This is a genomic window from Streptomyces sp. NPDC045899 (assembly GCF_056431485.1).
In genome coordinates, this window is sequence record NZ_JBWKKP010000002.1 from 355,232 (window position 1) to 381,236 (window position 26,005).

Sequence of the window (26,005 nt, forward strand, 5' to 3'; positions counted from 1 at the left end):
CGGCGCCCGGCGTCAGCCACGGGAGATCACATCTCCTCGAAGGGCTCCTGCTCGCGCGTCTCCTTGCCCCGGCCCTCGCCCTGCTGACGGCGCTGCTCCTGGCCGGTGCGCTGGGCCCGTTCACGGTCCTGGGGCCGGCTGCGCGGCCGGTCCTGCGGGATGGCACCCATGTCCTGACGGGCACGTTCTTCCATGCGCTCACCGGACTCCACGCGCTCACCGGCCTTCTGGCCGCGCTGCTGCTGGCGGCCGCGCTCGCCCTGCGCTTGGCGCTTGCCCTGCTGAGCCTTCTCGTTGAACTCGTCCATCGTGCCCATGAGTGTCACTCCTCATCGGGTGAAAGGGGGTCGGGCCCGACAAGAGTTACACGCAGCGACACACTCCGCATTTCGGTTCCTGGATCATCAGGAAAGCCCAGGTCAGCGCGGGGCACAGAGCGTCACCGGTGACTCTGCGTGGCTGCCGTACGGGCCTGTTCATCGGCCGCGCCGCCCTGCCCCACCAGACCGCCGCGCTCCGCCCGGGTGGCCGCGAGCCGCGGTGCGGCCCGGCGCATCTCACGTCCGCCCACCATCCCGATGATCGCGGGCAGATAGCCGCGCACCGACTGCGTCCCGCGCAGCCACCACTGCGCGTACACATGCGCCGAGCGGCGCTCGATCCCGGCCACCAGCCGGTCCACCGCCGGGCCGAGCGGATAGGTGCGGTTCGCGGGCCAGGGCAGCCGCTGCCGCAGCTCCCGCATCACCTCGTCCTGGTCGGCGCCGCGCACCATATCGGTGTCGGTCCAGCTGAGATAGCCGACGCCGACCCGCACCCCGCGGTGGGCGACCTCGGCCCGCAGACAGTGGGCGAACGCCTCGACACCCGACTTGGACGCGCAGTATGCCGTCATCATCGGCGCCGGGGTGATCGCGGCGAGCGAGGCGATCTGGAGCAGATAGCCACGGCTGGCGATCAGGGCGGGCAGGAAGGCGCGCGCGGTGGTGGCGCTGCCCAGCAGATTGACCTCGATCACCCGCCGCCAGGACGTCTCGTCCGTGTCCAGGAACGGACCACCCTGCGCCACACCGGCGTTGGCGCACACGATGTCCACCGAGCCGAAGCGCTCCACGACCTCCCGCGCGACCTGCGCCATCGCCTCCGCGTCGGTGACATCGGCGCACCAGTGCTCGGACTCGGTCATCAGCCGCTCCGACACCGCCTTCAGCTCATCCGGCTCCAGGCCCACCAGCGCCACCCGGGCACCCCGCGCGGACAGCTTGCGGGCGAGCAGTTCACCGACGCCCCGCGCCGCACCCGTCACCACCGCGACCTTGCCGTCCAGGCTCCTGCGCGCACTCATGTCGTCTGCTCCTCCGCGTCGGTGACTGCTTCCGCAGCCGGTTCAACCGGCAGTCCATGGGCGGCCACAAGGCCGCGGATCACACCGCTGACCGCCGCCGGGTCCTCGACCGGGGTCATATGGCCGAGCCCCGGCAGCTCGGTGAGGCCCACGCACCGCGGCAGCCCGGCGACCAGCGCATGGGCGTGCTCGGGCGGGGTGAGCCGGTCGGCGGTGCCGACGATCACGGCCGTGGGCATGGTGAGCCCGGCGATCCGCGCGTCGAGGTCCAGTTCGGCGAGCACATGGGCCCATTCGGCGCGCACGGTGCGGGGACAGGCGTGCACGATCCGGGCGCACGCCTCCACCATCGCGGGCTCCGCGCCGCGCCCCATGGTCACGTACCGCAGCACCCGCTTGCCGAGCGGGGTGACCGGGCCGAGCGGGGCGCGCGAGCCCAGCACCGCACGCTGCACCCGGGTGCGCAGCCGCCCGGCGCGCAGCGGCACCACCCGCGCCCGCTCCACCAGCCGCGCGGCCCCGGTGCTGCACAGCAGCAGTGCGGCGGCGCGCTCGTGCAGCTGGGAACGTCCGGCGGCGGCCATCAGCGTCATCCCGCCCAGCGAATGACCCGCCACCACGGCCCGGCGGCCCCGCGGCAGCGCCTGGTCGAGCACGGCCACCAGGTCGTCGGCGAGCGCGCGGTGACTGTAACCACCGGGGCCTGGGGCCGGGCTGCGGCCGTGGCCGCGCTGGTCGTACACCACCACCCGGTGGTCGGCGGCGAGTTGGTGCAGCACCGGCGCCCAGAAGGCGGTGGAGCAGGTCCAGCCATGGGCGAGGACCACGGCGGGGGCATCCTCCGGACCGTGCACCTCGGCGTGGAGACGGCTGCCGTCCGCCGAGACCACGGTCAGCTCACGGGCCGGGACGAGCGGGGCGTACGGGCCCGTGACGAGGGCCGCGGACCGCCTCACCGCGCTCCCCGCCCCGCGTCGGCGGTGGAGACGGTGGCCTTGGCGGGCACGGCGGGGGGACGCACCACCGTGTACTCGGAGAGGTCCACCCGGCGGGTGACCTTCTTGAACTCACTGGTCGTGCCGGGCCACAGGGTGGTGTTGCGCCCGTTGTCCAGATACCAGCTGTCACAGCCGCCGGAGTTCCAGACGGTGCGCTCCATCCGCCGCTGGACCATGTCGTTGTAGGCGCGCACGGCGGACGGCTTGGCGTCCAGCGCGACCTTGCCGCCCAGGACATCCAACTGCCGTATGAAGTCGGCCATGTAGTTCAGCTGGGCCTCGATCATCAGGATCATCGAGCTGTTCCCGAGCCCGGTGTTGGGCCCGATGATGGTCAGGAAGTTCGGGAATCCGGCGGAGGTGCTGCCGCGCAGCGCCTCCATTCCGCCCTTCCACTCCTCCGCGAGCGTGGTGCCGCCCGCTCCGGTCACCCGCTGGGCGATGGGCACGTCGGTGACGTGGAAGCCGGTGCCGAAGATGATCGCGTCGGCCTCGGTCTCGGTGCCATCGGCGGCCACCAGGGTGGAGCCGCGCACCTCCTTCAGCCCGGAGGCGACCACATCCACATGCGGCCGGGTCAGTGCCGGGTAGTACTCGTTGGAGAGCAGGATGCGCTTGCAGCCGATGCGGTAGTCGGGGGTCAGCACGGTCCGCAGCCGCGGGTCCTTGACCGCGCGCCTCATATGCGCGGCGGCCATCCGCTCGATCAGCCCGAGCTCGTTCGGCCGCTTGGTGAAGGCGCCGACCTGGAGCTCACGCAGCCCCCACAGCACTCCGCGGCGCAGTGCGCGGGTGGCCGGGACCTTGCCGTGCAGCCAGCGCTCGACTCCGCTGATCCGGCGGTCCATCCGGGGCAGTACCCAGGGCGGGGTGCGCTGGAAGAGGGTGAGCCTGCCCACCTCCTCCTGGATGGCGGGGACGATCTGGATGGCCGAGGCACCGGTGCCGATCATCGCGACCCGCTTGCCGCGCAGCGAGAAGCCGTGGTCCCAGCGGGCGGAGTGGAAGACCTTGCCGGGGAAGCCATCGAGGCCGGGGATGTCCGGGATCTGCGGATCGGACAGCGGTCCGGTGGCGCTGACCACCACATCGGCGGTCAGGGTGCCGCGGACGGTCTCGACCTCCCAGTGCAGCGCGGCGGTGTCCCAGCGCAGGGACCGCACCTCGGCGCCGAAGCGCAGATGCGGGCGCAGTCCGAAGGTGTCGGTGACGCGCTCCAGATAGGCGCGGATATGCGGCTGCCCGGAGAAGTTGCGCGGCCAGTCCGGATTGGGCGCGAAGGAGAAGGAGTACAGATGGGACGGAACGTCACAGGCGCAGCCCGGATAGCTGTTGTCGCGCCAGGTCCCGCCTACGGCGTCCGCCCGCTCCAGGATCACGAAGTCGGTGATGCCCGCGCGGCGCAGCCGGACGGCCGCCCCCAGCCCGCCGAACCCGGATCCGATCACCGCCACCCGTACGTGCTCACGCGTCAGCCCAGCCATGCCGCCGCCTCCCGCAACGTTCGAAACCGCGCCAGCAATCACTGGCACGATGGGAGCGTAAGGCAGGGAGATATCGAGCGGTAGGGGCTGTGGACAACGAAGTTACCCACGGTCGCATTTCAACGGCGGCCGCATAGGCTGCCCCTGTGGCGACGAGCGGAGCGGACGAGGTGGCCGAGTACCGGATGGGCGAGCTGGCCGACAAGGCCGGTATCACCGTGCGCACCCTGCGCTTCTACCGGGAACGCAAGCTCATTCCGCCACCCCGCCGGGAAGGCCGTATCGGCTGGTACGGCGAGCACCACCTGGCCCGGCTGCGCACGATCGGGGCCCTGCTGGAGCGCGGTCACACCCTGGGCGGGATCGCGGAGTTGATAGCCGCCTTCGAGAGCGGCCGCCGGGACGTGGGCGAACTGCTCGGGCTGGACGGCATGCCGTCGTGGTCCGAGGAGACCCCGGTCCGGCTCACCCCCGAGGCGCTCGCCGACTACTTCGAGGGCGAGGTCACCCCGGAGAACCTGAGCACCTCCCTCGACATCGGCTACCTCCGGGTCGACGGCGATGAGATCGTGCACGTCAGCAGACGGCTGCTGGATGCCTCGCACACCCTCGTCGAACGGGGCGTACCGCTGGCCGCCGTACTCGCCGCCGGACGCGAACTGCGCGTCCATGTGGACGCGATCGCCGGGACCTTCACCGAACTGCTGCGCACCCACGTCCTGGCCGACGTCATGGCCGAGGCGGCGGACTGCCCGGGGCCGGACGCGGAGCACACAGCGGAGCACACCGCCCGGATCAGCGAGACGGTGGAGCGGCTGCGGCCGCTGGCCAAGGCCGTGGTGGACGCGGAGCTGTCGATGGCCATGGACCGCCGGATGCGGGAGGGGGTCGAGGCGTGGCTGCGCGAACGCGCCGGTGACGACGCCAGGGGCGGGACCGGAGCCGCCGGTCAGCGGGCGGAGCCGTAGGTCACGGTCACCGGCGCGTGGTCACTCCACCGCTGGTCGTACGCGGCGGCGCGCTCCACGACGGCCTTCAGCGCACGCCCGGCCAGCCCGGCCGTCGCGAGCTGGTAGTCGATCCGCCAGCCGGCGTCGTTGTCGAACGCCCGGCCCCGGTAGGACCACCAGGAGTACGGACCCGCGGCCTCCGGGTGCAGCGCGCGGACCACATCGGCGTACTCCGCCTCGTCCAGCACCCGGGACAGCCAGGCACGCTCCTCGGGCAGGAAGCCCGACTTCTTCCGGTTGGCCTTCCAGTTCTTCAGGTCGGCCTCCTGGTGGGCGATGTTCCAGTCGCCGCACACCAGCGCCTCCCGGCCACCGGCCGCCGCCCGCCCCCGCAGCTCCTTCAGATACGGCAGGAACTCGGCCATGAAGCGCGTCTTCTCGTCCTGCCGCTCGGTACCGACCTCGCCCGAGGGCAGATAGAGGCTGCCGACCGTGACGCCCGGCAGATCGACCTCGACATAGCGGCCGCTGCCGTCGAACTCGGCGGACCCGAACCCGACGCGCACCGCCTCCGGCTCGCGCCGCGCGTACACCGAGACCCCCGCCCGGCCCTTGGCCGCCGCCGGGGCGTGCACCACATGCCAGCCGTCGGGCTCCCGTACGGATTCGGGCAGCTCATGGGGTTCGGCGCGGACCTCCTGGAGGCAGACCACATCGGCCGCGGTGCCGTCGAGCCAGGGCATGAAGCCCTTCTTGGCCGCGGCGCGCAGCCCGTTCACATTCACGGTCGTCACGGTGAGCACCACGGCACGATACGACAGAAAAACCCCATGGCCGCCACGGCCGCATAGACGTACGATCCTCCGCATGTATATCCGGACCGTGGGGTACGGCCACCCCGATGCCGTCGCGCTCGACCGCGAGGTGCAGGCCGAGTACGCGGAGCGCTACGGCGAGGGGGACACGACCCCGGTGGACGCCGCCCAGTTCGACCCGCCGCACGGGATCTATCTCATCGCCTATGACCCGGACGGCACCCCGCTGGCCAGCGGAGGCTGGCGCGGCCGGGACAGCGGCGAGGAGGGCTACGCGGACGGCGCGCCGAGGTCAAGCGGATGCTCCGGCCTCGGGGAACAGCGGTACAGCGGTTAACGCTAAGCCGATGATCATGGGTTCGGTGCAGGTCGGGAGCGGATCTACCGCAGCTCGGCGTTCGGATGGGGCTGGGCCTGGAGCCGTTCGCGCAGGGCGATCTCCTCGGCGGTGAGCGGCTCTGCGGGCCGGCGGACGCGGACGGGCTTGGGCCGCGGTGGCAGGCTGGCGTCGGCCGTGGCTTCCTCGGCTTCCGCGAGGGCCCGGTAGAGCGAGGCGACCGACGGGGACTTGCCCGCGTTCTTCCCGGTCTTGATGGTCAGCTTCTTCGCGATCTCGGGGACGGGGATGCCCTTGTCCTTGAGCGCGACGGCGAAGGTGAGCATGTCGTCGTCGATGACCTTCGGGCGTCCGCCGTGGTTACCCTTGGCTGCGGCGATGACCTGGCCTTCAAGGGTCTTCTCCCGGATGTAGTTGCGCTCGATCTGCCCGGCGACGGCGAGGACGGCGAAGAACATGGCGCCCATGCCGTTGGGGTCGTAGATGCCGGTGAGGGGGCCGGTGAGGAGTTCGAGCTGGATGCCGCCGGCCTGGAGTTCGGCGGACAGCGTCATCAGCTCGGCCGCGTTCCTGGCAAGGCGCTTGAGCTCGTGGACGGTGAGGATGACCGAAGTCTCGGGGGCGGCCTCCTTGAACTGGTGGGCCAGGGCGAGCGCCTTCTCCAGCTCGGGCCGGATCTTCACCCGGGTGCTGATCTGCTCCTGGAAGACCTTGCGGCACTCGGCCCGGTGGAGGGCTTCGAGCTGGCTCGCCAGCTCCTGCCGCGCGGTCGAGGTCCTGGCGTACCCGATGCGGACCGGGCGCTCGGTGCGGGGCGCGGGCACGACGGCGAGCGCCGGGCCCTGCTGCCACGCGCGGCCGGGGTGGCGGTCGGCGGGGATGAGGACTTCGAGTTCCTCGCGGAGCGCGGGGACGAGGACGAAGCGGGGGGTGTGGTACTTCGCGGCGGTCTTCCCGCCGCGGGTGCGGCAGGCGGAGCCGGCGGGCGCGGCACAGTTCGGGCAGTCGTGACGTTCTACCGCCAATGCGGCCCGATCGGGCGTGAGATCCATTCGGAAAGACTCTCAGAAGTGCCTCGCACAACATGCGGGTTTCGAGAGGACTTTTGCGAACGGCGACCTGCGAAAACGTGATCAGCGCGGGGGCTCTCGCAGAACTCTCACAGATGAACGTTTGTGAGGCGCCGAAGTTGACAACTCCTGGGCACGTGCAAATAATTACTTGCATGTGCCTAGGAGTTCTATGGAAACTGCTGATCTGACGGGCGACGGCCTGGTGAAAGTCTTGGCAACCCTCGCCAGTCCACATCGGATGCGTGTACTCGCTGCTCTGGCGACGGGCCCTACCTATGTCAGCCAACTGGCCCGAGACCTGGGCATCAGCAGGGCACTGCTCCAAGTGCACCTCAAGCGGCTGCAGACGGTTGGGCTGGTCTCTGACCGCATCGAAGTGTCAGACGACGGCAAGGCGATGAAGTTCTACGAAGTAGTGCCGTTCGCACTGTGCCTCACGCCGCAAACACTGGCGGCCGCATCCGAGTCGCTGACGGACAGCGCCGAATCCACAAAGAAGGGGACCTGAAACAAATGTCCGATTGGCTCATCGAAGAGATAGTCCTCTTCCTCGTTGTCGGCGCCGTGCTGGTGGCCACGATCTGGCTGATAGCGGTCAAGCAACGCTCGAAGGCAGAGCTGGCCAGGGATACCAGTTTCCGCACGATCGCGGAGCGGGCAGTCGCAACCCAGGAAGCCATGCAGCGCGATCTGGCCAACCTGGATGCACGGATGGCCAAGATCGAGCACGTCCTCAAGGATGTGGACTGAACACCCCTCTACCCGACGCCAACCGACGCCGTCCACCGCCTCAGCGGGGACGGCGCCTTCACGTCTTGTCGAACCCACCGATGGTCAGTTGTCCGAGCCGTCCTCGTCGTCGAGTGCAACCGCGTCCGGGTCGCGCAGCGGGCGCAGGGCGCCGGCGGCCGGTGTGGAGGCGGTGAAGCTGTAGCGGCCGAGCTCGTTGAGGTTCGCGTGCTTGAGCGGGGAGAGCCGGGCGATGTCCTCGTCCCGGATCTCGTGGCCCTCGGCGCGGAGCTGGGAGCTGCTCCAGCACGCACACCACGTACGCATCCCGGTCCACCGCCCCCTGCGGCAACTCGGCGTTCGCGTAGACCGCCTTGCGCCACGCTGGCGGCACCAGCTTCTCGTCCACCTCGCGCGGCAGCAGCGGCTTGTCCTTCACCCGCCGCCGCGCCAGCGCGGGCAGCCGCTTCACCCCGGCGAGCACCCGCGCACCGCCGGTCGACGCCGCCAGCGCCTTCGACTCGCCCAGCAGCGCCAGGAACGGGCGCACCGTGTTGTAGCGGGTGGTCAGCGCCGCTCGCATCGCGACGTCGGCGGAGTCCTCGTCCTCGGGCACCAGCGACGCCACGAGGGCGGCTGCGGTCATCACCGTCTCCCGCGGAGCGACCTCCTCGACCGCCGCCCACAGCGCCGCCGCGTCCAGGTCGGCACCGTGCGTCTCCACCAGCTCCAGTTCCTCGAACAGCACCTTCGCCGCCCGCGCGAGCGTCCTCGACGCCTTCTCCAACTGCGGCAGCGTCGACAGGCGCTCCTTCTCCGTCGCCCGCCTCGCGGTGCTGAGCAGCCGGGTCGCCATCAGCACCTGGAACAGGTCCAGAGCCTCGTCGATGGCCTTCGCCTCCAGGTGCCGCATCACCGCGGTGAGCATCGCCGTGCGCTTGGGCTCCTCGGCCCGCTCCAGGCTCGCCGCCTTCGACCCCAACCCGTACCGAGCCAGCGCCGCCAGCCGGTTCGGCGGGACCTGCGAGAGCCGCACCCGGCCCAGACCGAACGCGCCAATCTCATCGACCCGCTCCAGCGACCGGGCGAACGCCGTCCCGGTCGTCCGCGTCGGCGGGCGACGCAGCCGTTCCAGCTCCGAGAACCGGGCGCCCTCCCGCACCGCCAGCGTGGCCACCAGGTCCCCGGGCAGCGCCGCGTCCGCCCGGTGCGTGGCTCTGGCGACCGTGGTGTGCAGCCGCTTCTCCGCGACCACCCGGACCTCCGACACCTTCCGGGCCAGCACCGACACCCCCGGCAGCAGCACCCGGTGACGGCGCAGCCAGCCCACCGCCTGGTTGAACAGCGCCACCGGCCCCTCCGCGTGCGTCCACGCCCGGCCGTGCAGGAACGTACGGAACTTCCGCCCCCACTGGGCATCGTCGTACTCGTGATACTCGTACGCGTCCCGGATCTCCCACGCGTGCTCGTACGCCGTCGGCTTACGCTCGGTGTACTGCTTCACGCAGCTGACGTCCTCGATGCCGAGCTGTTCCCCGAGGTACTCCACCACCGCCCACGGAACATCCAGCGGGTCGTCCGGGAGGAACCGGCCGATATAGCGCACGGTGCACATCTGGAGAGCGAACCCGAGCCGGTTGTGATCACCCCGCCGCTTCGCGACCAGCTTGCGGTCCTCGTCGTCGAGGAAGAAGAACCGCTCCAGCTCCGGCCGGGTCGGCTCCTCGTTGAACTTCCCGTACGAAGCCGCCTGCTCATCAGTCAGAAACTCCACTGGCATGGACCTGACGCTAACGACGCCCGCCGCCACTCAACGATCTTCCGCCGAACCCCGGCGCCAGACCGATCGGCTGTGCTAGAAGTCCATGATCACCGGCTTAGCGTTAACCGCTGTACCGCTGTTCCTACCGACGCCAATTGCATCGGATGCGAATAGGTGACACCCGTCCTGGAGATTGGCCATGGAGCGCATGGACCTGGTCTCACCAGGGACACTGACCTCGGAACCACGGTAGCGGTCTCCTCGGTGGACAGCTGGAGGTCTCACTCCATCGAGCGATTGAACTGCGAAGACGCCCCCGGGTCGCATCTGATGCGAAATTCTCGCGTCAGATGCGATGGACGGAGGGTGATGGCGGATGGGTGGGGACGGTCTCGTTCCAGGTTCTGCTCGGCTGCACTTGGTGGATGGCCTGCCGTTGCTGCGGCCGGACGAGCAGGTCTTCGAGGCGATGATCAAGGGCTGGCGTAACCAGCAGCTCGCCCGGAATCTCTCGCTGGGGTACGTCAATGACCAAGAACGCACGGTCCGGGCCTTCACCCGGCACGCCGATGTGATGCCGTGGCAGTGGACGCCGCAGCACGTGGACGAATGGTCGGCCGATCTTCGGGCCGTGCACGGCTGCGTCCGCTCCACCCTGCGCAACTACCAGGGCTCCGTGCGCCAGTTCTGCGACTTCCTGACCAACCCGGCCTACGGCTGGAGCGACGAGTGCCTGCGGTACTTCGGTACTCACCCAGTCCAAGTGGTCTACGACTGGAATGCTGCAACGCACGCCGACGAAGCCGAGGGCGAGCCGGAACGACGGGCGTTCACCAAGCCCGAGCTGGAGCAGGTCTTCGATCACGCCGTGGGGGGTGCTGCGCGTTCGCGGCAAGGGCCGCAAGGGCTGGCTGCCGGCCTTCCGGGACGCCGCCTTGTTCAAGGTCGCGTACGCCTACGGGCTGCGACGCAATGAGACCCGGATGCTGGATCTCACCGACTTCGGTCGAAATCCGGAGGGCCGGGAGTTCGGTGAGTTCGGCACCCTGCTGGTCCGCTACGGCAAGGCCAAGAGGGGGTCTCCGCCCAAGCGCCGCAGCGTTCTGACCGTCTGGCACTGGACGCCCGGCACGATCGAGGAGTGGATCAGCGAGGTCCGGCCCGGGATGCGGCATTCGACCGGCCGAGCCCTTTGGCCGTCCGAGCGCGGCCCGCGGGTCGGGGTCCAGCGGCTGGACTCCCGCTTCGCCGCCTACCGGGATGCTGTCGGCCTGGATCCCGCCCTGGAGTTTCACTCGCTGCGCAGGTCGTACATCACCCACCTGATTGAGGACGGCCACGACCCGCTGTTCGTCCAGCAGCAGGTCGGTCATGACCACGCCTCCACCACCGCGATCTACACCTGCGTCTCCTCCGACTTCCGCACACGCTCTCTCCGTCGCGTCCTGGACGCCACCGTCGAGGCCGCTCTGCGGCCGGGAAGGACTTCCTGATGCCACGCCAGATCAGCTACCGGTGGCGCCTGCGCGAGCTGATGGCCGCCCGCGGCATGTTCACCGTCGCCGAGCTCATGCCGCACCTGACCGAACGCGGCATCACGCTGTCCTCCTCCCAGGTCCACCGCCTGGTCTCCGGCACCCCGGAACGGCTCTCCCTGCCGGTGCTGGCCACCCTCTGCGACATCCTCGACTGCACGCCCGCCGATCTGATCGCCACATCGGCCCAGAACCTCCCAGCCCGTCGCGCCGCTGGCGAGGAGGCACCGATCAACCTCGCTGCCCGACGACCCACGCGGGTCCGGCTGACTCCCGAGGGCTGAGCGATGACGCCGGAAGAGTACGAGCGGTGGCATGTCCGGAACTGCGCACGCTGCGGCCGTCGGGCGGCGAAGTCGGCGGAGTGGTCAGACGGCCCGATTTGCCGGACCTGCTACGACCGCGCAATGCGCGTCCGGGGCTTCTGCCCCTACTGCCGAGCCGACCGGCTACTACCCGGCCGCGACATCGCTGGCGATCCGATCTGCCGCGACTGCTCGGGCATCACCCGCGACTTCTTCTGCGACCGTTGCGCCTTCGAAGGGCTCCTACTCGGCGGGCGTCTCTGCGAACGCTGCACCCTCGCCGACACTCTCACCCGCCTCCTCGACGGCGGCACCGGGCACGTCGCGCTTCCGCTCCAACCACTGGTCCCCACCCTGCTGGAGATGGACCGGCCCAAGAGCCGACTCATCTGGCTCCGCAACCCCAACGTCGTCCGGCTCCTCCGGGGCTTGGCCACCGGCACGATCCCGCTCACCCACGACGGGCTGCACCAGGAAGCACCCTGGCGAACCGTCGCTCACCTACGTGATCTGCTGATGGACAGCGGCGTCCTGCCACGCGTCGACCGGCAGCTCATGCTCTATCAGCGTTGGCTGACCGAACGGCTCGCCGTCATCGAAGACACCGAACACCGTCGGCGTCTACAGCACTTCGTCACCTGGCACCAGATGCGGCGCCTGCGGAGCAAGGCGGAGAAGGGGCCTCTGGGACGCTCCCAGATCAGCCAGGCGAAACAGGAGATCACCCAGGCCGGCGCCTTCCTCGCCTGGCTCGCCGACCGAGACCGCACCATCGAACACTGCCAGCAGGCTGACCTCGACGCCTGGCACACCGAGAAGCTGGCCACCCGGCGCCCGGCCCAGACGTTTCTGCGCTGGTGCATGAAGACGAGCCGGATGCCCCGCCTCACCCTGCCACCCCAGGTCATCAACCAGGACGAAGCGCCGCTGCACCAGCACCGCCGACTCGCCATTCTCCGGCGGATCCTCAACGACGACTCGCTGCCTCTGCGGGCCCGGATCGCCGCCGCGCTCGTTCTCCTCTACGCGCAATCCGTCACCCGCATCGTCCGCCTCACTGTCGACGACATCATCGACGACGGGGCCACCGTCACAGTCCGGCTGGGAGACCCGCCGTCCCCGCTTCCGGAGCCCGTCGCTGACCTCATGCGGGCCTACGTCCAGTCCTGCCAACACCTGCCCTACGCCAGCAGCAGAAGCTCACAGTGGCTCTTCCCCGGCCGCCAGCCCGGACAGTCGATGAACCCGGTCAGCCTCCAAGTCCACCTGCGGAAAATCGGCGTCCCGCCGCAGCGGGGCAGGACCTCCGCGATCCGTCAACTCGTCCTCCAGGCCCCGGCCCCCGTCATCGCGAAGGCGCTCGGGAAATGAGAACCCCAGTTCACGCAGGCGGGGCAGGCAGACTTCGAGGCACTGCTCCACCGACGCAGCATCGGTACGCACGAGGATGTCGTCACGCAATGGGGCGCCACTGGCCACGAACGTCCAAGGCTTCCGCCTCTCTGCCATCCGCTCAGCATCAGCCTTGAACAGCACGGTTACGCCCTGTTCAGCCAGCGCTTCCATGATCGCGACAACGTCCACCGGTGACCCCTCCAGAAGTGCCTCGGACACAACACAGGAACCTATCCGCCCAAGGACGGACCACGAACACGGGCCTCGCCACCCAGAGTGACCACCGACGGCCGTCCAAGCTGGAATACGCGACCCCTCAACATGTGGGCCTACCAGTCCCAAGGCCGTGTTCGTGGTCCGGGCGGCGCGCGGGCGCGGGCTGGCCCGGCTGATGCTGGCCGCCCTGGAGAACAGCGCCCGCGAGGCGGGCCGACGGCGAATGATCATGGAGACCGGCACCCGGCAGCCGGAGGCCATCGGGCTGTACACCTCATCGGGGTACACACCGGTCCCGAAGTTCGGGGTCTACCGCTTCGACGAGGGCAGCCGCTGCTTCGGCAAGGCGCTTGCCGGGGACGGCGGGGACACGGTCGACGGCCGCGACGCGGACCGGGACCCCGGCCGGACGCGCGCCGTCGGCGCCCCCTGACGGACAGGACCCTCCCGGGGCGTCCCGAGCGGGTCCTGATCCGTGCGACGTCCGCGCGGCGTCCGCGCGGCATCTGTGCGGCATCTGTGCGGAGCGCCGTGGGCTAGCGCTTCCCTGCGTACTTGTCGCTGATGGCCTTGAACACACCCTTCGCCTCGGCGCCCAGATGCGGACCCGCGAGCCAGGTGTGCCCGTAGGAGCTGATGGAACTGTTGGACACCAGCGCCGTCTTGCCCTTGCGGTTCACGAACCAGCCGCCGCCGGAGGTGCCGCCGGTCATCGAGCAGCCGATCCGGTACATCGTCGGCGCGCTGGACGAGAACGACAGCCTGCCCGGACGGCTGGTGCAGTTGAACATCTTCGCCCCGTCGTACGGCGGCGCCGCCGGATAGCCGTACGCCCCGATCGAACTGACGCCGTTCGCCGAGGGCGCCCCGAACCACACCGGCACCGCGGCCCCGACCGTCTCCTCGAGCGACGTGCCGCCACCGTTCTCCGGCTTCACGTGCAGCACCGCGAAGTCATAGGAGGAGGAGACCCCGCCGGTCTCACCGCCGGTGTCGATCCACTGCGACGAGGTCTGCGACCAGTCCGCCCACCACACCCCGTACGGGCTGACGTCCCGCTGCGCGGCGGTCTGCGCCCGGCGCGCGCTGAGCCCCTTGTCGTTGTAGGACGGCACGAACACGATGTTGCGCATCCAGCCGCCCTTCTTGCCGGCGTGCACACAGTGGCCCGCGGTCCACACCATGTTGGACTTGCCCGGATGGGCCGGGTCCCGGACGACCGTGCCGGAGCACACCATGGGCCCCTTGGGGCTGTCGAAGTACACCTTCCCGACGGGCGCCATGTTCTGGTGGTACGGCCGCGAGACCTCCTTGGCCGGGACGGCCGGCGGCTCGGGGTCGGTGGCCGCCTCGTTCTGTCCGGTGGCCTGCGCGGAAGCGGTGTGCGGCGCGTCATCGGCCTTCGCCATCCGGGACGGCTGCCAGAAGTTCTGGATGACGGGATTGGCGAATTCGGATGCCTTGCGCGCCCAGTTGTCCCAGTCCTTCCAGCCGCCCTCCTTCCACTGCTTCAGGTCCTCCAGGCTGGTCGGGACGCCCTCGGGCAGCTTGATCCCGTCCTTGCCCTCCTGCTCACCGCTGGATTCCGGGGCGCTGGTCTCGGCACCGGCGTTGTCGTCACCCGGTCCACAGGCCGAGGCGGAGACCGCGAGCAACGCGGTCACGGCGGCGGCCGCCACGGCCGAGCGTCGTATGAGTGGCATGAAGCCTTTCCCCCTGTGTCGTGCTGTGTGGTGCTGTGCTGGTGGTGCGGTCCCGTGCGGGTGGTGCGGCGGTTTCGCGCCACGGTCCACTGACGGGAGCAGGCATCTACTATGCCTGGGCGCCCGCCAGGGACCCTCACCTGTGTCACGGCCCGCACACAACACGAACGCCCTCCGCACGGTTTCATGACATCGAACGGCTGAACGGTACGGTCCGGATCCTGTCACCGACCGGGGCGGTCGGTGACCCGGGGCAGGACTCGGGGTCGTTCCAGGGCCGGTTCAGGGTCAGCCCCTGAGGTGGGGCGCCATCCGGAACGCCACCGTGGACGGATGCCGAACCACCACGACAACAACGCCCACCCCGCGCACGGACGATCCCACCACCGCGTCCGGCGGACGGCCATCGCGCTGGGCACCCTGCTCACCGCGGCCGCCACCGCCCTCGCTCCCGCCGGCGGCGCACAGGCCGTCGCGGGCGGCGAGAAGGTCCACCGCGACCGCGAGGCACCCTGGATGGCCACCCTCGCGGTCAAGGGCGACACCCCCCTGCCACAACGCGCCTCGTGCGGCGGCACGTTGATCGCCCCCACCAAGGTGCTCACCGCCGCGCACTGCGTCACCGTCCGGGATCTGCCGCTGAGCGGCGAGTACCACATCGGCGCGCGGGTGCTCTCCGGCGATCCGGGCCGGGTGGCGGGGATCGAAAAGGTCGACACCCACCCCCGCTACCGGCTGCTGCCCTCCCCGCAGGACCCCGGGAACCCGGCGGCCTCCAGTGCGGCGTACGACATCGCGGTGGTCACCCTCGACCGCCCGGTGCGCGGCGTCCCCCCACTCCCCCTGGCCCGCACGGCACCGCCGCCCGGCACCACCGCAACCCTCTACGGCCACGGTCTGACCAGCCCCTCCACCCGGGGGGACGTCCTGCGCCGCGGCACCTACCGCGTCCGGCCGGACGCCCCCTGCGCCCCGGCCACCCCGGCCCCGGTGGACGGTGCCTCGGTCCTGTGCGCCCGCGGCCACGCCGTGGCCTGCACCGGGGACAGCGGCAGCCCCCTGGTGACCCGGCGGCACGGCAGGCGTGAGGTGGCGGGCGTCTTCAGCTTCGGCATGGAGACGGCGGGCAAGCCGTGCGGTTCGCCCGGTCCGAACTTCTTCACCGACGTGGCCGCCGTCCGCCCATGGCTCACGGCACAGGTGGCGGTTCCCCCGGCCGATGCATGACATCGGCCGGGATCCCATGAACTCTTCCTGAGCCAACCGTTGGACGCGTTCCTCAGCCGGGGTTGCCGGCCTTCCAGCCCACGTACCTGAACCCGGGAATCCTCTTGTAATTCGACTTGAAGTCGATCGCGCCCCCGGGACCGAAATTGGTGCCCCAGACGCCTCCCGAGCCATCCGAAAGCCCGACGTGCCAGTTCCTTCCCCCGTTGTCCCAGAAGACAAAGGATCCCGTGGGGGGCATACCAGATGTGTGCTTGGCACCGTCGGAGGAGGTCCAGTGCGTCTTGGCCGAATGGTGGACCCTGGAGCGCTTCCACGCCTTGGCAACCGCGAGCTCACAGTAGCCGTCGTAGGACTTGTCGCCCTTCCGGTGGAGGAACCAGTTCATGGCCTCCATCACCGGATGGCCGAACGCTGCCGCCGGAGCGGGCTTTTCGCGCTCCGGCGCATCGGCTATCGCGGTCCCGGCAAGAGGGAGGGTCAGTACAAGGCATGCGGCAGCGCTGATCCCCGTACGCAAGAACGTGGCCTGCTTGCGCTTGTCTGGCGTCATGTCGAGCTCTTTCGTCATGTGCTAGGGCCGGAACTCACTGCGACAGAGGTGGCAGCGAACCGGCGCGGTCGACCCGGAAGCTACAACAAGGACGACTCCGCGAGCACGCCATATTCCCTGCGCTCAGGGCGGGTTGCGGGCGCGTCATACAAGGGCGTGGGAAGCATTCGACACGGGATTCACGGGGGTGCGGTTGCGAACGGAGACGCGCCGAGAGATGCGACTCTCCACCGGCCCGCGGGAACACCGAAGGAGCCGGCGCGGCGGCCCACGGGCCGCCGACAGGCCCAAGCCTCACCATCCGCCGGATCCGGCCGCATGACACCCGTCACACCACTGAGGCACCGCGGAGGCTAGGCCAGCGCCCCGGGTGAGCCCGGGGCGCACGATCCGAAGCAGTTGCTGTACTTCACTGCGGTATGGCACCAGAAAGCCCCCGCCGGATTTCCCCGGCGGGGGCTTTGAGCTGCTGTGGACCTGAGGGGATTTGAACCCCTGACCCCCTCGATGCGAACGAGGTGCGCTACCAGTCTGCGCCACAGGCCCTTGCAACGAGTGAAACTCTAGCATCCCGCGCGGGGTGCTTGGAAATCCGTTCCGCGCTGGTCAGTGGAGTGCGGGTCACTCGTTGGCGGCACGGGGCCGGTCCTCGTCCGCGTACTGATCGAAGAGCGGGGTGCGGCCGGATTCGCGGGGGCGGCGGGCGGGCGATGCCGGGTGCCGGGCAGGATCCTGTTCCGCGGACCGCGCCGGGGTGGGCTCCTGGGTGGGCTCCTGGGTGGGCTCGACGGTGCTGGAGCGTGCGGAGCTCCAGGCGTCGGGGGCGGCGAGGTCGACCCTGCCGGTGGCACGCGGGGCGACCGGCGCCGTCACATAGGTCGGCAGCGGCACCGGGACCGGCTCCCAGCCGTCCCCGGCTGCCGGGCCGCGCTCACGCTCGCGCTCCTGGTCCACCCACTCGGCGTGATCGGTCTGCTCGACCAGCGCCCGGCGCCCCGCCGCGCGGGCGGAGACCGCCGGGGCGGGCTCGGGCTCGGCGGGCACGGGGGGGTCGGCGGGGGCACCGGCGTCGGACGCCGCGGCGTCCGAGGCGTGGGGCCGCGGACGGCGCTCGCGCAGGCGCTGCGCGGCCTGCTCGGCACGGCGCTGATCCATGGTGAAGGTGAAGCGGCGCCGCTCCTGGCTGCGCAGATAGGCGATATACGCGCTGAGCAGTGTGGCCGGGATGGCCGGTGCCCAGAGGAAGGCCAGTCCGCCGACCGCCGCCACGATCGCGCCCAGGGTGAACACCACGAAGAGGATCACGGTGGTACGACGACGGCGTGCGAGCACTCGCGCGCGCCTCCCACGGTCCAGGGCGGAACCGCCGCGACCGGCCTTGGCGCCGGACGGTGCGGCACCCTCCGCGGACGGTGCCGCGGCGGCGGTGGGGACGGGCGCGCGCAGGGTTACGGGGTCGGCGAAGGCCCGGACGTCGAAGGCGTCGGTCAGCGCGTCCGGGTCGACCGTGAAGCGCTCCGGCTCGGCCGCGCCGCCCCCGGCTCCGGGGGCGTCCGCGGTCTCGGCGGTGCGCTCCGCCGGGTCCTCCGGGCCCCTCCGGCGCTCGTCCTCCAGCCCCTTGGCGTAACGGCGCTCCATGCCCGCCCGTCCGGACAGCAGCCGGATGGCGGTGCTGAAGCGTTCCGTCGGACGGGCCTCATTCAGCTCGTCCTGCCTCCGAAGCCACATCGGCACCAAATAGGCGGCCCAGGCCCCGACGATGACTGCGTAGATGAGGCCACTGCTGCTCACGCTCACACGGTAGAGGGGTCCGCGCGAGGGCATCCGCCAATTGGCGCGGTGTGTCGCACGATCTGGCTGATATCTCGAAAGTTTTTTGTGATTGATGAGATGACCGGACCGGAAATGTACCGGCTTAATTCGAACAGATTTCCTATTTCTGCGATGCCTCGGGCCTGGTCCGGTGCCAGCGCGCCAGCAACCCTTCGGACAGTTCCTCGACGGTGAGCGCGAAGACCAGATGGTCGCGCCAGGCACCGTCGATATGGAGGTAGCGGGGCCGAAGCCCCTCCTCACGGAATCCGAGTTTCTCCACGACCCGTCGGCTGGGCACGTTCTCCGGCCGGATGCAGATCTCGATCCGGTGCAGTCCGATGGTGCGGAAGCAGTGGTCGGCGGCGAGCGCCACGGCGGTCGGCATCACCCCGCGCCCCGCCACCGCCTCGTCGACCCAGTAGCCGACATGGCCCGAGCACATCGAGCCCCAGGTGATCCCGGCGACCGTCAACTGCCCTGCCAGCCGCCCGCGGTACTCGATGACGAACGGCAGCATCCGCCCGGCGTGCGCCTCGGCTCGCAGATGGCGGACCATCTGGCGGTAGGTGGGCCGGTGGGTGACCGGACCGGCCGGCGGGGGCGGCGGAATGGTGGCCTCCCAGGGCCGCAGCCACTCCCGGTTGCGCTGGTTCACCTCACGCCAGGCGCGCTGGTCCCGCAGCTTTATCGGGCGGAGAACCGTGTCACCGTCCGCCAGCACGACCGGCCAGGGGGCGTTCAGCGCGCCCTCCCGGCGGAACCGGCCGGATCGGCGGGAGCGGCCGGATCGGCGGGACCGGTGGAGTCGGCGGGGCCGGCGGGTCTGGGGTGGTCGCCGCCGTGGACCTGGTCGACCGCGTGCACCAGGACGCGGCCGAGTACCGCGAGTCCGTCGCGCACCCCTCCGGTGGAGCCGGGCAGGTTGACGACCAGGGTCGTCCCGGCGACGCCGGCGAGCCCGCGGGAGAGCGCCGCGGTGGGCACCTTGGCGAGTCCCTCGGCGCGGATGGCCTCCGCGATACCCGGCACCTCGCGGTCGAGGACGGCACGGGTGGCCTCGGGGGTGCGGTCGGTCGGAGTGAGTCCGGTGCCTCCGGTGGTGACGACCACGTCGTACGCGGCGGCCACCGCCTCCCGCAGCGCCGCCTCGACCGGTTCGCCGTCGGGCACCACCCGCGGGCCGTCCACCGCGAACCCCAGCCCGGCCAGCCCCTCGGCGATCAGCGGACCACCCTTGTCGGCGTAGACCCCGGCGGCGGCGCGGTTGGAGGCGGTGACCACCAGGGCGCGGCGGTGCGGCGCGGGCGAGCCCGTCATGTGCGACTCCAGTCGCCCGACTTGCCGCCGGTCTTCTCCTCGACCCGGATGTCGGTGACCACGGCACCCTTGTCGACGGCCTTGACCATGTCGACCACCGTCAGGGCGGCGACGGAGACGGCGGTCAGGGCCTCCATCTCCACACCCGTACGGTCGGTGGTCTTCACCGTGGCGATGATCTCGACCGCGTCGTCGGCGACCGTGAGGTCCACCGTCACGCCCGACACCGCGAGCGGATGGCACAGCGGGATGAGGTCAGGGGTGCGCTTGGCGCCCATGATGCCCGCGATCCGGGCGGTCGCGAGGGCGTCGCCCTTGGGAACGCCCTCGCCGCGCAGCAGTTCGACCACGCGGGGCGCCACGAGCACCCGGCCGCTCGCGCGGGCGGTGCGTGCCGTGACGTCCTTGGCGGAGACGTCGACCATGCGCGCGGCGCCCGCTTGGTCGAGGTGGGTGAGATGGTCCTGGGCGCTGCTCATCGTTCTCCCGGTCCGGGCCGCGCGGCTGCTGTGGGACGACACCGTACCCGCCGTGACGGCGTCCTACGTGAGCAGGAGCACGTCCACTTCGGTGCCGGGGTCCACCGCGGTGACCTTTTCCGGGAGCACGATCAGCGCATTGGCCTGGGCCATGGCCTTGATCAGGTGGGATGACGCACCGCCCACAGGGGTGACGGTGCCCGGCTCCTCCCCCGCCGACGGCTCGTACCAGCCGCGCAGGAACTGGCGCCTGCCCTCCGGGGAGGACGCGATGCCCTCGGGGCACACCGCCCGCAGGACCGTCCGGTGGATCCCGCCGCCGCCCAGCATGGTGCGGATGACCGGGCGGACGAACAGCTCGAAGGAGACGTACGAACTCACCGGGTTTCCGGGGAGGGCGAGCAGCGGAGTGGCGTCGGGGCCGATGCGGCCGAAGCCCTGGGGCTTGCCGGGCTGCATCGCCAGCTTGCGGAAGGCGACCTCGTGCATCGCCTCCTTCACCACGTCGTACGCGCCGACGCTGACGCCGCCACTGGTGACCACGATGTCGGCGCGCACCAACTGGTCCTCGATGGCGGCGCGCAGGGTGGCCGCGTCATCGGCGACCGCGCCGACCCGGTAGGCGATGGCACCGGCATCCCGGGCCGCGGCGGTGAGCTGGTAGCTGTTGGAGTCGTGGATCCGGCCGGGGCCCACCTCCTCGCCGGGCTGGACCAGCTCGCTGCCGGTGGACAGCACCACGACCCGCGGTCGCGGCCGGACCTTGACGGTGGCGCGGCCGACGGCGGCCAGCAGCCCGATCTGCGGCGGTCCGAGGACGGTACCGGCGTGCAGCGCCAGCTCGCCCGCGCCCGCGTCGCTGCCCCGGGCGCGTACATGCCGGCCCTCCTCGGCCGGACGGTAGACCCGCACCCGGCCGCTGCCGCCGTCCGGGCCGTCGCCGCGCGCCCGCATGGTGGTGACCGGCCCGTTGTCCAGACCGCCGTCGGTCCACTCCACGGGGACCACGGCCTGTCCGCCGGGCGGCATCGGGGCGCCGGTCATGATCCTCGCCGCCTCACCGGGACCCACGGCGGGCAGCTCACCGCTGCCCGCCGCGATGTCGCCGATGACGGTGAGCACCGCAGGATGGTCCCTCGTGGCCGCCGCGACATCAGCGGTCCGTACGGCGTAGCCGTCCATGGAGCTGTTGTCGAAGGGCGGGAGGGCGACGGGGACGGTGATGTCCTCGACCAGGACACACCCCTGGGCATCGAGCAGTTGCAGCTCGATGGGCTCCAGCGGATGGATGTGCCCGAGGATGTCGTCGAGGTGCTCGGACACCGTCCAGACACGGTCCTGGTCCGGGCCCTGGTCGGTGGCCCGTGCTGCGGTGCTGCTCAAGGTGCTACATCTCCTCGGTGACGTAACTGCGAAGCCAGTCCCGGAAGTCCGGGCCCAGGTCTTCACGTTCGCATGCGAGTCTGACGATGGCACGCAGATAGTCGCCACGGTCTCCTGTGTCGTACCGACGGCCCTTGAAGATCACACCATGGACCGGGCCCCCGAGGTCGGGATCGGAGGCCAGCGCCTGGAGGGCGTCGGTGAGCTGGATCTCGCCCCCGCGCCCCGGCTCGGTCTTGCGGAGCACGTCGAAGACGGCCGGGTCCAGGACGTAGCGGCCGATCACGGCGTAGTTGCTGGGGGCGTCGGCATGGTCCGGCTTCTCGACCAGACCGGTGACCTGGACGACCGTCTCGTCCTCGGTCGGTTTGACGGCGGCGCAGCCATAGAGGTGGATCTGGGCGGGATCGACCTCCATCAGGGCGATCACGCTGCCGCCGTGCTGCTCCTGCACCTCGACCATGCGGGACAGCAGCGGGTCACGGGCATCGATGAGATCGTCGCCGAGGAGGACGGCAAAGGGCTGGTCACCGACGTGCGGGGCGGCGCACAGCACCGCGTGGCCAAGACCCCGGGGGTCGCCCTGGCGCACATAGTGCATGGTCGCGAGATCGCTGGATTCCTGGACGCGGGCGAGACGGGTGTCGTCCCCCTTCCGCGTCAGGGTCTCCTCGAGCTCGTAATTGCGGTCGAAGTGGTCCTCCAGCGGTCGCTTGTTGCGACCGGTGATCATGAGGACGTCGGAGAGTCCCGCGGTGACGGCTTCCTCGACGACGTACTGGATCGCCGGCTTGTCGACGACCGGCAGCATCTCCTTGGGCGTGGCCTTGGTGGCCGGAAGAAAGCGGGTGCCCAGTCCCGCGGCGGGGATGACAGCCTTGCTGATCCGAGTACGCGATTGAGTCATGTACAGAACCCTATCTGGTGCCTTTGGGGCAGATGATGAGGATTCAGTGAATATGACATGAGACAGGGAGTTTGCGCACCCCGTGATCACAAACGACGGTAGTAAACGCGTGTTGCGGCAGCGTCTCCTGGCGGTGAGATCCAGGTTGACCGAGGATGACATCGAAGCGGCCGCGGCCGCCCTGGCGTGTCGCGCCCTGGAGCTTCCGGAGCTGGCGGACGCGCGCACGGTGGCCGCCTACGTCTCCCTGGGCGGCGAACCCGGTACCCATGCCCTGCGGGAGGCGCTGCGCGCCCGGGGCGTACGGGTGCTGCTGCCGGTCCTGCTGGCCGACAACGACCTGGACTGGGGCGAGGACGAGGGGCCGGAGCGGCTGGCGCCCGCCCGGCGAGGACTGCTGGAGCCGGTCGGGCCGCGGCTCGGACCCGAGGCGGTGACCGCGGCGGACGCCGTACTGCTGCCGGGGCTCGCGGTGGACCGGCGCGGGATGCGGCTGGGCCGCGGCGGCGGCTCGTACGACCGGGTGCTGGAGCGGCTGGCGCGGGCCGGGGCCGATCCCGCGCTGGTGGTGCTGCTCCACGACGGCGAGCTGCTGGCGGAGGTCCCCGAGGAGGCCCATGACCATCCGGTGCACGCGGCGGTGACGCCCTCGGGGGTCCACCGCTTCACGCGGCGGCCCCGCTGAGGGACGCCCGAGGGCGCCTCTCGGCGGGGCCGGGAGGATCGGCGGGGCCGGTGGCCGCGATGACGGCACGGGCGCCGTGGGAGCGGCCACCGGGCGCCTCAGGGGGTCAGAGCCAGCTTGTCGTCGGTCTGCTTGTCCACGGCGTTCTTGCTGAACGCCCAGGGCAGCAGCTCACCCTTGGCCCACTTGTCGGTCTGGTCCGTGTAATGGGCGTGATAGGCGTGGCCGGAGGCACCGGTGAGGTTGATCCAGCGTGACTTGTCGAGGTCGCCCAGGTTGACGACCATCCGCATGGACGGGACCCAGGTGACGCCGTAGCCGCCCGCCGCATTCCAGCCGGTGGCGTTGACCGCGGCCTCGCCGCCGCCCAGGTTCCACGGGCCGCGGTTGAGCATCCACTGCACGATGCCGGGGCCCTCGGTGCCCAGCGTCTGGTTCTTCAGCGTCAGCTGGTGCAGCCTGCCCCAGCTCCAGCTGTTGATGTCCTTGCCCAGCTTGGCGGTGAGCTCCGAGCGCGCGTCCTTCATGGCGTTCTTCAGCAGCTCGTCGCGGGTGTCCGAACCGGGGTTGAGACGGGAGTCCGGCGACTTCCACCAGTGGTTGCGCGGCTCCTTGAGGAGCTTGCGCACCACCTCGTACCAGCGGTCACCGCCGTCGGGCTGAGCCATGTCCGGGTCGCGCTCACCGCACTCGCGCACCAGCCGGGTGTTGCCGTCCAGATCCTCCAGCGGACCGGAGTCGCCGGCCGGGCGCACCCGCAGGCACTGGCCCTCGACCCGCAGCTCCTTGGGGAGCTTGTTGCCGAAGGCGAGCATCAGGGTGTTGCGCCAGACGGCGTTGAAGTACGCGGCGGCCGCCGAATCGGAGTCCTGGGTGTAGTCCCAGCTCTCCAGCAGCTTCTGGGCCTCGCGGACGTAGTCGTCCTTGATGTCGATCTTCAGCAGGTAGGGCGTCAGCAGCTTGGCGATCTCACTGCTGTCGTCCATCTGCATGGACTGCATGTCCTCGGTGGAGACCTTGCCGCCGTCCTTGATCTTGGACTCGATCAGATCGGTGATGCGCTGGCTGCGCGCGCCGTAACCCCAGTCGTCCGTCAGCAGGTAGGGGTACTTCTCCTTGTCGACCACGGCCTGGTTGGCGGTGACGATGTAGCCGCGCTTGGGATTGAGCTCCCAGGGCAGCGCCGACTGCGGGATGTACTTGTCCCACTTGTAGCGCGAGTCCCAGCCGGGCGCCGGGTAGCGGCCGTCGCCCTTGGCGCGTATCGGGATCCTGCCGGGCGCCTGGTAGCCGATGTTGCCCTTGGTGTCGGCGTAGATCAGGTTCTGCGAGGGGACCGCGAAGTCCCGGGCTGCCTTGCGGAACTCGGTGAAGTTCCGGGCGGTGTTGAGCCCGAAGACGGAGTCCATGGTGTTGGAGGGGGACAGCGCGGTCCACTTCAGGGCCACCGCGTAGCCGTCACCGCGGTCGGGGGCCACGTCGTCCGCGCCCCTGCCCACCGGGGCGCTCTTGCCGACACCGGCCAGCTCGTCATCGCGGTCGGAGACGATCGGTCCGTTGTTGCTGGTGCGGACGGTGATGGTCCGGCTCTTGCCGCCCGCGACCTTGATGGTCTCCTCGCGGGTGGTGAAGGGCATCTGCTTGCCGTCGTAGAGGTAGCTGTCCGCCGTGACCTTCTCCAGGTAGAGGTCGCTGACGTCGGCGCCCAGATTGGTCATGCCCCAGCTGATGTCCTGGTTGTGACCTATGACCACGCCCGGCATACCGGAGAAGGTGAAGCCCGCGGTGTCGTACGGGCAGGCCTTGCTGAGCTGCTTGCAGTGCAGGCCCATCTGGTACCAGACGGAGGGCAGCTGCGGGGCGAGGTGCGGATCGTTGGCCAGCAGCGGTTTGCCGGTGGTCGTGTACCTGCCGTCGATGACCCAGGAGTTGGAGCCGATGCCGGTGCCGTTCGGGCCGAGCAGCGCGGGGATCTTGTCCAGGGTCCTGGAGAGCGAGGAGAGCCCGGTCTGGAGGCCCCGGGCGGCGCTCCCGGCGCCGGGGGCCGTACCGGTACCGCCCGCGCCGCTGGTGCCGCCCGTGCTCGACGCCTTGGGGTCGAACCGGTCGGTCGCCGGGTCCAGCGCGCCACCCTGGACGATCGGCTTGTTCCGGCCGTACGGGTACGACGGGTAGAGGTCCTCGATCTGATCCGGGTCCAGCCTGCTGGAGGCCAGCGCGCGGTCCACCTCGTCCTGCATGTTGCCGCGCAGGTCCCAGGCCATCGCCTTGAGCCAGGCGACCGAGTCGACCGGGGTCCACTTCTCCGGCTGGTAGCCCTCGTTCTCGAAGTCCAGGGCCGCGTACTCGACGGACAGATCCTCGCCCGAGTGGTCCTTGAGGTAGGCGTTGACCCCGTCGGAGTAGGCCCGCAGGTACTTCTTGGTGGCGGGCGACAGCTTGGTCTCGTACTCCTGCTTGGCCACCCGGTGCCAGCCCAGGGTGCGCAGGAACGCGTCGGTCTCCACCTGGCCGGATCCGAACATCTCCGACAGCCGCCCGGACGTCATATGACGGCGGACGTCCATCTCCCAGAAGCGGTCCTGGGCCTGGACGAACCCCTGGGCGCGGAACAGGTCCTCGGGGGTGCCGGCGTAGATCTGGGGTATCCCGTAGCCGTCACGTTTGACCTCGACGGGTCCCGAGAGCCCCTTCAGCTGAAGCGATCCCGTGGTCTCCGGGAAGGAGGCGCGCACGGTACTGATGCTCCAGTACGTGCCGTAGCCGACGCCTCCGACGAGCAGCAGCACGACTGCGATCACGATCAGGCGGAGGCGTCGGCTCTTCTTCTTTTTGGGAGAAGAGCCGGTTTTGTTGGCGGGCATCGCTGTCCTTCGAGGGGCAGGGTGGTCCTGGAGTGCTGGAGCAACCATAGGCGCAGCGCTGACTCCACCCCTACGCGGAGTCATGACTGACGCCGAGCACCGGCCATCGGACCGGGCAGTACACCCCG

Annotated in this window: 25 protein-coding genes, 1 tRNA gene and 2 pseudogenes; 11 read left to right on the top strand and 17 right to left on the bottom strand. The window is 70.3% G+C overall.

What is annotated here, in order from left to right:
* Nucleotides 1-26: 26 nt before the first annotated feature.
* The 4 genes from AC07FT_RS04145 to AC07FT_RS04160 form a co-directional block, all read right to left on the bottom strand.
* Complete coding sequence (locus tag AC07FT_RS04145; protein ID WP_479173795.1) at nucleotides 27-317, bottom strand: hypothetical protein; 291 nt, start codon at nucleotides 315-317, stop codon at nucleotides 27-29.
* A 122-nt stretch (nucleotides 318-439) separates the two neighbouring features.
* Nucleotides 440-1,345: an SDR family oxidoreductase gene (locus AC07FT_RS04150; protein ID WP_479173796.1), complete on the bottom strand. Its 906-nt coding sequence runs from the start codon at nucleotides 1,343-1,345 to the stop codon at nucleotides 440-442.
* Nucleotides 1,342-2,301 (bottom strand): alpha/beta fold hydrolase, encoded by a 960-nt coding sequence (locus AC07FT_RS04155; RefSeq protein ID WP_479173797.1) that lies wholly within the window; start codon nucleotides 2,299-2,301, stop codon nucleotides 1,342-1,344. The genes AC07FT_RS04150 and AC07FT_RS04155 overlap by 4 nt, the downstream gene beginning before the upstream one ends.
* Nucleotides 2,298-3,827, bottom strand: a complete 1,530-nt coding sequence (locus AC07FT_RS04160) for a flavin-containing monooxygenase (protein ID WP_479173799.1) — start codon at nucleotides 3,825-3,827, stop codon at nucleotides 2,298-2,300. Before AC07FT_RS04160 ends, AC07FT_RS04155 begins: the two co-directional genes overlap by 4 nt.
* 185 nt (nucleotides 3,828-4,012) lie before the next feature.
* On the opposite strand from AC07FT_RS04160, the gene AC07FT_RS04165 reads away from it, so the two are divergent.
* A complete protein-coding gene (locus AC07FT_RS04165) occupies nucleotides 4,013-4,795 on the top strand; it encodes a MerR family transcriptional regulator (RefSeq protein WP_479173969.1) in 783 nt (260 codons plus the stop codon).
* Here the strand turns inward: AC07FT_RS04165 and AC07FT_RS04170 are convergent.
* The gene (locus AC07FT_RS04170; protein WP_479173800.1) at nucleotides 4,777-5,580 is read right to left on the bottom strand and encodes an exodeoxyribonuclease III; all 804 of its coding nucleotides are present in this window, start codon (nucleotides 5,578-5,580) and stop codon (nucleotides 4,777-4,779) included. The two genes, AC07FT_RS04165 and AC07FT_RS04170, sit on opposite strands and share 19 nt — an antisense overlap.
* Before the next feature lie 64 nt (nucleotides 5,581-5,644).
* Between AC07FT_RS04170 and AC07FT_RS04175 the strand changes: the two genes are divergently transcribed.
* Nucleotides 5,645-5,929, top strand: a complete 285-nt coding sequence (locus AC07FT_RS04175) for a hypothetical protein (protein ID WP_479173801.1) — start codon at nucleotides 5,645-5,647, stop codon at nucleotides 5,927-5,929.
* Nucleotides 5,930-5,973: 44 nt separating this feature from the next.
* Here the strand turns inward: AC07FT_RS04175 and AC07FT_RS04180 are convergent, their stop codons facing one another.
* Nucleotides 5,974-6,954: a recombinase family protein gene (locus AC07FT_RS04180; RefSeq protein ID WP_479173802.1), complete on the bottom strand. Its 981-nt coding sequence runs from the start codon at nucleotides 6,952-6,954 to the stop codon at nucleotides 5,974-5,976.
* Nucleotides 6,955-7,171: 217 nt separating this feature from the next.
* Here AC07FT_RS04180 and AC07FT_RS04185 point away from each other — a divergent pair, with 217 nt between their 5' ends.
* Entirely contained in the window at nucleotides 7,172-7,510 is a 339-nt protein-coding gene (locus AC07FT_RS04185) for an ArsR/SmtB family transcription factor (protein WP_479173804.1), read from the top strand.
* Between the two features lie 5 nt (nucleotides 7,511-7,515).
* Complete coding sequence (locus AC07FT_RS04190; protein ID WP_479173806.1) at nucleotides 7,516-7,752, top strand: hypothetical protein; 237 nt, start codon at nucleotides 7,516-7,518, stop codon at nucleotides 7,750-7,752.
* Between the two features lie 274 nt (nucleotides 7,753-8,026).
* On the opposite strand, the pseudogene AC07FT_RS04195 reads toward AC07FT_RS04190, so the two are convergent.
* A pseudogene (locus AC07FT_RS04195) lies at nucleotides 8,027-9,511 on the bottom strand (DUF4158 domain-containing protein); the annotation flags it as partial.
* 403 nt (nucleotides 9,512-9,914) lie between these two features.
* On the opposite strand from AC07FT_RS04195, the gene AC07FT_RS04200 reads away from it, so the two are divergent.
* From AC07FT_RS04200 to AC07FT_RS04220, 5 genes and pseudogenes are all read left to right on the top strand, one after another.
* Nucleotides 9,915-10,469 (top strand): hypothetical protein, encoded by a 555-nt coding sequence (locus AC07FT_RS04200; protein WP_479173808.1) that lies wholly within the window; start codon nucleotides 9,915-9,917, stop codon nucleotides 10,467-10,469.
* On the top strand, nucleotides 10,369-10,986 hold the full coding sequence (locus tag AC07FT_RS04205; RefSeq protein WP_479173809.1) for a tyrosine-type recombinase/integrase: 618 nt from the start codon (nucleotides 10,369-10,371) through the stop codon (nucleotides 10,984-10,986). Before AC07FT_RS04200 ends, AC07FT_RS04205 begins: the two co-directional genes overlap by 101 nt.
* Complete coding sequence (locus AC07FT_RS04210; protein WP_115069554.1) at nucleotides 10,986-11,312, top strand: helix-turn-helix domain-containing protein; 327 nt, start codon at nucleotides 10,986-10,988, stop codon at nucleotides 11,310-11,312. The genes AC07FT_RS04205 and AC07FT_RS04210 overlap by 1 nt, the downstream gene beginning before the upstream one ends.
* A gap of 123 nt (nucleotides 11,313-11,435) precedes the next feature.
* Nucleotides 11,436-12,704 (top strand): hypothetical protein, encoded by a 1,269-nt coding sequence (locus AC07FT_RS04215; protein WP_479173811.1) that lies wholly within the window; start codon nucleotides 11,436-11,438, stop codon nucleotides 12,702-12,704.
* Between the two features lie 364 nt (nucleotides 12,705-13,068).
* Nucleotides 13,069-13,377: pseudogene (locus AC07FT_RS04220) on the top strand (GNAT family N-acetyltransferase); the annotation flags it as partial.
* 103 nt (nucleotides 13,378-13,480) lie between these two features.
* On the opposite strand, the gene AC07FT_RS04225 reads toward AC07FT_RS04220, so the two are convergent.
* The gene (locus AC07FT_RS04225; protein ID WP_479173813.1) at nucleotides 13,481-14,647 is read right to left on the bottom strand and encodes a trypsin-like serine peptidase; all 1,167 of its coding nucleotides are present in this window, start codon (nucleotides 14,645-14,647) and stop codon (nucleotides 13,481-13,483) included.
* Between the two features lie 333 nt (nucleotides 14,648-14,980).
* Here AC07FT_RS04225 and AC07FT_RS04230 point away from each other — a divergent pair, with 333 nt between their 5' ends.
* Nucleotides 14,981-15,874, top strand: a complete 894-nt coding sequence (locus AC07FT_RS04230; RefSeq protein ID WP_479173814.1) for a S1 family peptidase — start codon at nucleotides 14,981-14,983, stop codon at nucleotides 15,872-15,874.
* Nucleotides 15,875-15,926: 52 nt separating this feature from the next.
* Here AC07FT_RS04230 and AC07FT_RS04235 read toward each other — a convergent pair whose 3' ends face one another.
* The 8 genes from AC07FT_RS04235 to galU form a co-directional block, all read right to left on the bottom strand.
* A complete protein-coding gene (locus AC07FT_RS04235) occupies nucleotides 15,927-16,427 on the bottom strand; it encodes a hypothetical protein (protein ID WP_479173816.1) in 501 nt (166 codons plus the stop codon).
* A 472-nt stretch (nucleotides 16,428-16,899) separates the two neighbouring features.
* Nucleotides 16,900-16,973 (bottom strand) — tRNA-Ala (locus tag AC07FT_RS04240).
* Between the two features lie 75 nt (nucleotides 16,974-17,048).
* Nucleotides 17,049-18,218: a divisome protein SepX/GlpR gene (gene sepX / locus AC07FT_RS04245; protein WP_479173817.1), complete on the bottom strand. Its 1,170-nt coding sequence runs from the start codon at nucleotides 18,216-18,218 to the stop codon at nucleotides 17,049-17,051.
* 142 nt (nucleotides 18,219-18,360) lie between these two features.
* Entirely contained in the window at nucleotides 18,361-18,984 is a 624-nt protein-coding gene (locus tag AC07FT_RS04250) for a GNAT family N-acetyltransferase (protein WP_471194701.1), read from the bottom strand.
* A complete protein-coding gene (locus AC07FT_RS04255; RefSeq protein WP_479173819.1) occupies nucleotides 18,981-19,559 on the bottom strand; it encodes a MogA/MoaB family molybdenum cofactor biosynthesis protein in 579 nt (192 codons plus the stop codon). The genes AC07FT_RS04250 and AC07FT_RS04255 overlap by 4 nt, the downstream gene beginning before the upstream one ends.
* Nucleotides 19,556-20,038, bottom strand: a complete 483-nt coding sequence (gene moaC, locus AC07FT_RS04260) for a cyclic pyranopterin monophosphate synthase MoaC (RefSeq protein ID WP_254743514.1) — start codon at nucleotides 20,036-20,038, stop codon at nucleotides 19,556-19,558. The genes AC07FT_RS04255 and moaC overlap by 4 nt, the downstream gene beginning before the upstream one ends.
* A gap of 63 nt (nucleotides 20,039-20,101) precedes the next feature.
* Nucleotides 20,102-21,421 (bottom strand): molybdotransferase-like divisome protein Glp, encoded by a 1,320-nt coding sequence (gene glp / locus AC07FT_RS04265; RefSeq protein ID WP_254743516.1) that lies wholly within the window; start codon nucleotides 21,419-21,421, stop codon nucleotides 20,102-20,104.
* Between the two features lie 4 nt (nucleotides 21,422-21,425).
* Nucleotides 21,426-22,328, bottom strand: a complete 903-nt coding sequence (galU, locus tag AC07FT_RS04270) for a UTP--glucose-1-phosphate uridylyltransferase GalU (protein WP_431776433.1) — start codon at nucleotides 22,326-22,328, stop codon at nucleotides 21,426-21,428.
* Between the two features lie 85 nt (nucleotides 22,329-22,413).
* On the opposite strand from galU, the gene AC07FT_RS04275 reads away from it, so the two are divergent.
* Complete coding sequence (locus AC07FT_RS04275) at nucleotides 22,414-23,013, top strand: 5-formyltetrahydrofolate cyclo-ligase (RefSeq protein WP_479173971.1); 600 nt, start codon at nucleotides 22,414-22,416, stop codon at nucleotides 23,011-23,013.
* A gap of 98 nt (nucleotides 23,014-23,111) precedes the next feature.
* Here the strand turns inward: AC07FT_RS04275 and AC07FT_RS04280 are convergent, their stop codons facing one another.
* Nucleotides 23,112-25,877, bottom strand: coding sequence for a penicillin acylase family protein (locus tag AC07FT_RS04280; protein WP_479173821.1), 2,766 nt, complete (start codon nucleotides 25,875-25,877; stop codon nucleotides 23,112-23,114).
* Nucleotides 25,878-26,005: the final 128 nt, after the last annotated feature.